Annotated in this window: 7 protein-coding genes, 2 tRNA genes and 1 pseudogene; 9 read left to right on the top strand and 1 reads right to left on the bottom strand. The window is 36.6% G+C overall.

What is annotated here, in order from left to right:
* Positions 1-129 precede the first annotated feature (129 nt).
* A tRNA-Gly gene (locus ACIPNH_RS02310) sits at positions 130-202 on the bottom strand.
* Positions 203-375: 173 nt separating this feature from the next.
* Here ACIPNH_RS02310 and ACIPNH_RS02315 point away from each other — a divergent pair.
* The 9 genes and pseudogenes from ACIPNH_RS02315 (at position 376) to ACIPNH_RS02355 (ending at position 6,326) form a co-directional block, all read left to right on the top strand.
* Entirely contained in the window at positions 376-996 is a 621-nt protein-coding gene (locus tag ACIPNH_RS02315) for a ribonuclease D (protein ID WP_015589270.1), read from the top strand.
* 116 nt (positions 997-1,112) lie between these two features.
* The gene (gene trxA, locus ACIPNH_RS02320) at positions 1,113-1,436 is read left to right on the top strand and encodes a thioredoxin (RefSeq protein ID WP_007548839.1); all 324 of its coding nucleotides are present in this window, start codon (positions 1,113-1,115) and stop codon (positions 1,434-1,436) included.
* Between the two features lie 42 nt (positions 1,437-1,478).
* A tRNA-Ile gene (locus ACIPNH_RS02325) sits at positions 1,479-1,555 on the top strand.
* 78 nt (positions 1,556-1,633) lie between these two features.
* The gene (locus ACIPNH_RS02330; protein WP_400771488.1) at positions 1,634-2,290 is read left to right on the top strand and encodes a CADD family putative folate metabolism protein; all 657 of its coding nucleotides are present in this window, start codon (positions 1,634-1,636) and stop codon (positions 2,288-2,290) included.
* Positions 2,291-2,336: 46 nt separating this feature from the next.
* A complete protein-coding gene (locus ACIPNH_RS02335) occupies positions 2,337-2,726 on the top strand; it encodes a dihydroneopterin aldolase (RefSeq protein WP_400771491.1) in 390 nt (129 codons plus the stop codon).
* Positions 2,726-4,006 (top strand): dihydropteroate synthase, encoded by a 1,281-nt coding sequence (gene folP / locus ACIPNH_RS02340; protein WP_400771494.1) that lies wholly within the window; start codon positions 2,726-2,728, stop codon positions 4,004-4,006. Before ACIPNH_RS02335 ends, folP begins: the two co-directional genes overlap by 1 nt.
* Positions 4,003-4,491: a dihydrofolate reductase gene (locus ACIPNH_RS02345; protein WP_264723992.1), complete on the top strand. Its 489-nt coding sequence runs from the start codon at positions 4,003-4,005 to the stop codon at positions 4,489-4,491. Before folP ends, ACIPNH_RS02345 begins: the two co-directional genes overlap by 4 nt.
* Position 4,492: 1 nt before the next feature.
* Positions 4,493-5,221: a putative folate metabolism gamma-glutamate ligase gene (locus ACIPNH_RS02350; RefSeq protein WP_155969135.1), complete on the top strand. Its 729-nt coding sequence runs from the start codon at positions 4,493-4,495 to the stop codon at positions 5,219-5,221.
* Positions 5,222-5,337: 116 nt separating this feature from the next.
* A pseudogene (locus ACIPNH_RS02355) lies at positions 5,338-6,326 on the top strand (IS630 family transposase).
* Positions 6,327-6,342 lie beyond the last annotated feature (16 nt).

A 6,342-nucleotide genomic window follows, 5' to 3' on the forward strand; every position in this document is an offset into this window, starting at 1 on the left:
ATACATTAAGTAATCCTTACCTTTTAATCTGCAGATTGGCGAAAGCAAATACAATAGCTTCAGTTTCATGATAAGGGGGCTAGCGGAGTTTGTCAAGGGATTTTTGACAAAATGATTTTGAAAGCAAAGAGCGGGAGAAGGGGTTCGAACCCTCGACCTCAACCTTGGCAAGGTTGCGCTCTACCAACTGAGCTACTCCCGCAATTAAATTAACCTAAATTTACTTAATTATAGGCATATACAGCAATTTGTAAACCCCCGTGTACACGAAAAATGTGAGAGCCCATAAACTTGCGTGGTTCCTTCTATGATCTTTTCGTATACTTAAGGCTTATTTTTGATTATCATAAGTTTTTAATTATTCCACAAAGCTTTATGGGAATATTTTTATATAAAGACGACTTGCCAGCTAGTTCAATACCAGATGATGTAAGGTCTATAGCTGTTGATACCGAGGCAATGGGGCTACTTCATAGCAGAGATAGATTATGCCTTGTACAGCTCTCTTTTAATGATGGCAACGCTCACTTAGTTCAACTCAAGAACGATTATACAGCGCCAAATTTGAGAAAAATATTAGAGGATAAAAATATAACTAAAATATTTCACTTCGCGCGATTTGATGTGAGCATAATACGTTATTACTTGGAAACTTGGGCACTTCCGTGCTATTGCACAAAGATAGCTTCACGTTTAGTTCGCACTTACACAGATAATCATAGCTTAAAAGAGTTGTGCTTAGAGCTGCTTGATACCAAACTAAATAAGCAGCAGCAATCTTCTGATTGGGGAAATGAAAATTTAACAGACAAACAAAAAAGTTATGCTGCATCTGATGTTTTGTATCTTCACAGGATAAAGGAAAAGCTAGACTTAATGCTGGAACGTGAAAATAGAAAAGAATTGGCCCAAAAGTGCTTTGAATTTCTTCCTACTCGTATTGAGTTAGACTTAATGGGTTGGGAAAACGTGGATATCTTTAACCACCAGATGTAATAGAAGTTTTTTGTTTGTGCAAAACACTTTAGGGCAATTTTTCAAGCTCTGCGGTAAGAATTTAGTTGATTAACTGCTAATAGATACGCTATATTTTACAAAAATTTAGGTATTTTATGAGTGATGATATTACATCGGTAAATGATCAAAATTTCAAATCTGAAGTCACTGACTATAAAGGGTTCGTGCTGGTAGATTTTTGGGCAGAATGGTGTGGGCCATGCAAAAGTCTAATGCCACGTATAGAACAATTGGCTAAGGATAGAAAAGGCAAGATTAAGATCTGCAAATTCGACATAGATGAAGGGACTGAAGTGCCAAGTAAGTATGGAGTGCAATCTATACCTACTTTAATCATATTTCAAGATGGTAAGGAAATTGCACGCAAAATTGGTGCAACAAATGATTTGTCAAGTTGGGTTGATAGTGAAATAAGCTAATAGACAAATTTGCTTTTGTGTGTATTATAAATATTGATAAAAGGGATTGTAGCTCAGTCGGTTAGAGCAGTTCGCTCATAACGAATTGGCCGTAGGTTCGAGTCCTACCAATCCCACCATTGTGTTGATCTTAGCATGATCGTAACAATGAGAAAGCTGTAGTATATGAACTATATGTTGATATAATGGAGGAAATAATGAAATTTACTAAGTCTCTAAATAACAAGTTAGATGAATTGCACTTACTAAATCATCCATTTTACCAGTCATGGAATACAGGAAGCTTAAGCTTGCAAGCTTTACAAACCTATGCTAAAGAATATTATCACCACGTTGCTGCGTTTCCTCGTTACATCAGTGGTATACATTTTTTGTGCCCAGATCTAAAAATGCGACAGGTTTTACTTGGTAATTTAATAGAAGAGGAACAAGGTGATGAAAATCATCCAGAATTATGGCAACGTTTTGCTGAAGGGCTTGGCGTTGCGCGATCTGATCTTCGTGAAAGTGCACAGATTAAAGAGACACAGGAGTTAGTTGATGGTTACTTTGATATTGTAAGATCAGGTTTTGCGGCAGGTCTTGGAGCCTTGTACGCTTACGAACGTCAAACTCCAGAGGTTTCCAAGTCTAAAATTGAAGGTTTAAAAAAACACTATTCAATAAGTGATAAGCGTTCTCTTCAATTTTTTACGGTCCATATGCATGCTGATGAGTGGCATTCTGAGGAGTGTGCAAATCTTATTGAAGATCTAGATGAAGAAGAGCAAGATAAAGTTATGCAGGGTGCTCAAAAGGGAGCAAAGCTCTTGTGGGGTTTTCTTGATGGGATGATGAATGCCAGTGTGTGTTAGTAGTTTAAGTAGCTTCAGAGTTAAAATTCAGTGATATTGGAATGCAATGTCTGCATGTAATCTTCTTATATCTGATCTGCGGCTTTGGGTTCATTTAGGATGTAGCGCAGAAGAGAAGTTTGCTCCCCAATTGGTAAGTATTGATATTGGTTTCACTTTTAAATCTCCTCCTTTAGGGCTTACAACTGATCAGCTTAAAGATACTCTCTGCTATTTGGAGGTAGTACGGAACATTCAATATTTCGTTCAAGGCAAGCAATTTAATTTAATCGAACATTTAACTCATGAGATATACAGGATGATTAACGACTTTTTGCTGCAAAAAAAGCATATTATTTCTTCTATCAGGGTGACTACTCACAAAACTGCACCACCAGTTCCTGGTGTGCATGGGGGCGTCTTTTTTACCTATTGTAATGCACTGCAAGAACAGTAATGATCTATATTTCTATTGGCTCAAATATGGGGAATTGCTTTTTCTATTTACAAAAGGCTGCTCAGTTACTGCAGGAGCGCTATTTTAAAAATTTAAAATCTTCAATTATTCTGGAGACTAAGGCTATTTTACCAAATGATGCTCCACCTGAATGGGACAAGCCATTTCTAAATATGGTTGTGTATGGAAGTTGTTCTTCTTCTCCTGAAGAGCTGTTAAAGGGCCTTAAACAAATTGAGTGTGACATTGGCCGCCCGCAGGTCTATGAAAAATGGGCACCTCGCATTATTGATTTGGATATTTTGTTATGGGATAACCTGACACTTGATACATCCTACCTTAAGATTCCTCACCCAGAATTGATAAACAGACCATTTTTGCTTCACTTGATGGCAATGCTGAGTCCCATGGCAGTAGTTAACAAAACGTTTGGTACTATTAACCCTAACATTAAGGATTGCTTTTTAAGGAGTTTTACGCTTTCACCAGAGCTTGTAGGTATTGTTAATATTACTCCTGATTCATTTTCAGATGGTGGTCTTTATTATGATGCAGATCAAGCAACCAAGCAGGCACTGCGGCTGTTATCAGATGGTGCAAGCATAGTTGAACTTGGTGCTCAATCAACAAGACCTGGCTCCTCAATACAAACTCCAAAAGCAGAATATGCACGCTTAAAACCAGTGCTTGATGACCTTAATCAATATATGAAAGTTGGTGACATTAAAGTCAGCATTGATAGTTTCTGCCCAGATGTTATTTTGAATGTTTTGGAGCACTACAACATTGCCTGGGTAAACGATCAGAAGGGAGATCTAGATGATAATACCTTAAAAGCGATTGCTAGCAGTGGATGTAGTATCGTTATTATGCATTCACTCTCCATACCACCACATAGTAACAACATTATCCCAAGTGACATTGATCCAATTGATACCATAAATAATTGGGCAGAAAGGAACATTAATAGATTACTAGCTCTAGGTTTTGATCAAAGCTCGATCATTATTGATCCTGGTATTGGTTTTGGCAAATCTCTATATCAGAATATCTGGCTTTTATGCAATATAGAAGCATTGCAAAGTTTTGGCTGCAAAGTTCTGGTTGGCCATTCTAGAAAGTCATTTATTTCTTCTTTTTCTACAGAACCTGTCTTTAACCGAGATTTAGAAACAATTGCTTTATCATCTGCATTGCACAACAAGGTTGATTTCCTTCGAGTGCATAATGTGCGTGATCACATGCGATTTTTTGTAGCTCAAGCTGCTTTACAGGGATGATAGTTATCGGAATTATGGCTGTTGATCCCAAGGGGGTAATTGGAATAAATAATAGATTGCCCTGGCATTATCCAAGTGAGTTAGATCATTTTCGTCAGGTGACTGACAAACAAGTTATTGTTATGGGGAGAAAGACATTTGAAACTATGCCTCAAGACATATTAGGAAATCGTATTCCTATTGTTTTTTCTCGTGACAAATTAAATTCTTGTTTTAACAGAGGAGTAAAATGCACTATTATTTCTTCTATGCAAGAGTTTTTGTCAATCCAAAGTAATTGGAGTTACCCTCAAATCTTTGTGATTGGTGGAGCACAAATAGCGCATCTTTTTTTAGAATATAATCTAATTTCAGAGTTCATCATGACAGAAATTTACAAACCCTATAAAGGTGATGTATATTTCAACTTAACACTTCTTAGTGGATGGAATAAAACTATTCTCACCAAAACAAAAGATTATACTATATGCAAGCTAACACGTTAATATGCATATTGAAGCAATTTATACCCACCGCATTGAATATGGAGAAGTATTAGAGCAGGTTCTTGATCGCTATGTTTCAGAGCTGCTAAGAGAGGAAGTTGTTCTTGCTATCACATCAAAAATCATTTCAATTTGTCAAAAACAAGTGGTTTGCAAAACTGCTTGTTCTAAAGAAGAGCTAATCAAAAGGGAAGCTGATGCAATTGTTGATGTGGCTCACAGTATCTGTTTAACGATTAAAGATAATATCTTAATTCCATCTGCTGGTATTGATGAATCAAATGGTAATGAGGTGTATATTCTATATCCAAAAGATGTTCAGAAAACAGCTCTGTCAATATGGAACTATCTCAAGACAAAACACTGCATAAAACATCTTGGTATTTTGATTACAGATAGTAACATAACACCTATGCGCCTTGGGGTTACGGGCGTTGCTCTTGGTTGGTGTGGATTTGAACCATTTTATTCCTATATAGGCAAGCCAGATCTTTATGATCAACCACTGCAAGTAACACAAGTCAATCTTCTTGATGCGCTGGCAACGTCTGCTGTTTTAGTTATGGGAGAAGGGGCGGAGCAAACACCAATGGCAATAATTAGTGGTGCACCAAAGATTCACTTTCTTACTCGTCCGCCAACTACAGAAGAAGAAAAAAGTGTGAAGATATCTATGGAAGAGGACCTTTACTCTCCTCTCCTCATGCGAGCCCGCTGGTTAAAGAGTTAAAGAGGAACTTAAAAATTTGCTATTAGACTTCTAATACCAATTCCCGCTACACAAGTAACGGATAGACAATAATAGAAAAAAAGCCATACTGAAGTAAGTAAAGTAGCGAGGTTTAAATGGCATTAAGATCAAAATTATTGGATGAAAAAGTGGTGGAATCAGCAAAAGAAATGCTGAAGAAAGTAAGAAATAACGCATATGTTGCAAAAAAACTAAATGCTGTAATTGCAGCAAAAAAGCACAGTATAACAGCCGTAGCAAAGATATGCTGCATTTCAAGAAAGGCACTTACTGCATGACCTAAAATTTGGCAGAGAAGAAAAATTATTTGCTCCGCCTCAACGCCGTAGAAAAACTATATTGAATCAAAGTCAATGTGAACAAGTTGAGGTGTGGATAGAGGAAAACCCTAATATTACTATAAAAGAAATGAAAATAAGAATTCAAGAAAAGTTTGGTTTGAATATCAGCAAATCTACAGTACACCGTAATATGCAAAGAATGAAATTCTCATATATCACACCAAGACCAGTGCATAACGGACAAGATAAAAGTAAACAAGAGGAATTTAAAAAAAAATCTTAATGAAACTATTGTCATGTATCCTGAAAAAGAGCTATTTTTCTTCGATGAATCGCGGTTTGGCACACATTCAAAGATTGGACACGGGTGGTTTAAAAAAGGCATTAGGACACAGGTTAAGGTAAAACTAGGTAGGCAAAATTTTTATCTCTATAGTGCAGTTAATCCCAGAAATGGAGAAAGTTCTAGCTCAAACGTCAATACTGATTGTATGAATATATTCCTTGAGCAGATGTCACAATATTTAGGAACAAGGGAGGCATTTCTTATCATGGATTGTGCTAGTTGGCATAAGTCAAAAAATTTAAAAGTACCTAAAAATATCGACATTATATACCTACCACCATACTCACCTGACCTCAATCCTGTTGAGAGGTTTTGGTTATATATAAAACAGAACATTTTGCGTAACAAAATCTACGACACAATTGCTTTGCTTGAGAGCGCTTTGTGCAAATTTATTACCTCTCTTTCTCACTCCACAATTAAAAAACTCTGCAATGCCGCTTATTTGATTCACTAGTAATGAGAATTGGTAT

Origin of the sequence: Wolbachia endosymbiont of Drosophila barbarae, assembly GCF_044752445.1 — a bacterium.
In the GTDB taxonomy this organism is placed as follows: domain Bacteria; phylum Pseudomonadota; class Alphaproteobacteria; order Rickettsiales; family Anaplasmataceae; genus Wolbachia; species Wolbachia pipientis.